The sequence below is a fragment of the Peribacillus sp. P4_B1 genome (assembly GCF_056402395.1).
In genome coordinates, this window is the sequence record NZ_JBFUHM010000164.1 from 1 (window position 1) to 671 (window position 671).

Genomic DNA, 671 nt, shown 5'->3' on the forward strand with positions numbered 1-671 from the left:
GTTCATCGTTCACGCAACGTGGCGACGTGGGTGGACAAATCCGGCGCCACCCACGAGTTCAACCCGTGGGCTGTGTCCATGAACTCGCATTGGGACGCGATGGACGACCACCTAGCCGCGAATTTCGACGTCGACTGTATTGACGTGATGCCTGACGGTCTCCAAAGCTTCGAAGGTCATCCCTGGGGCAAGTTCCCCGTTCATTACACGTTCAACTACCATGCGTTGTTCTTGACGCGACTTGCCAAAATCGCGCTGCGCGACCGAAGCTTAGATTCAATCCCACAGGATCCGACGCGAACCCCTAGGCATAGAGCAGATTAACCGTAACCGCAGCCTGGATTGCCCGATGGCATCGTTCACCCTCGACGGGGAAACCTACGAGTACCTCCGGCCCGATCCCGCTCACCCCGCGGAGGAGTCGCTCTCGTGGGAGGACGGTAGCTACCCGAACGTCGTGGCGAGCGTCTCCCGCTGGCGGGCAGTGCCACAGTGGACGTCTACGCCGTCGCCGTAAGAGGGACCCTCCTACGTCCTCGTCTCCTGGTGCGACGACGCCGGCCACACACTGGGCGGTGTTCCCGTCCCGGGGAGCCGTTCCGGGCCGTCGCCCCCGACAAAACAGCCGTCGCAACCGTCCAGATTTCCTCTATGCAACGAGTGTTATAAGG

Annotated in this window: 1 pseudogene; it reads left to right on the forward strand. The window is 61.3% G+C overall.

Annotation, left to right across the window (positions count from 1 at the left end):
* A pseudogene (locus AC1DVK_RS27085) lies at positions 1–324 on the forward strand (hypothetical protein); the annotation flags it as partial.
* Positions 325–671 lie beyond the last annotated feature (347 nt).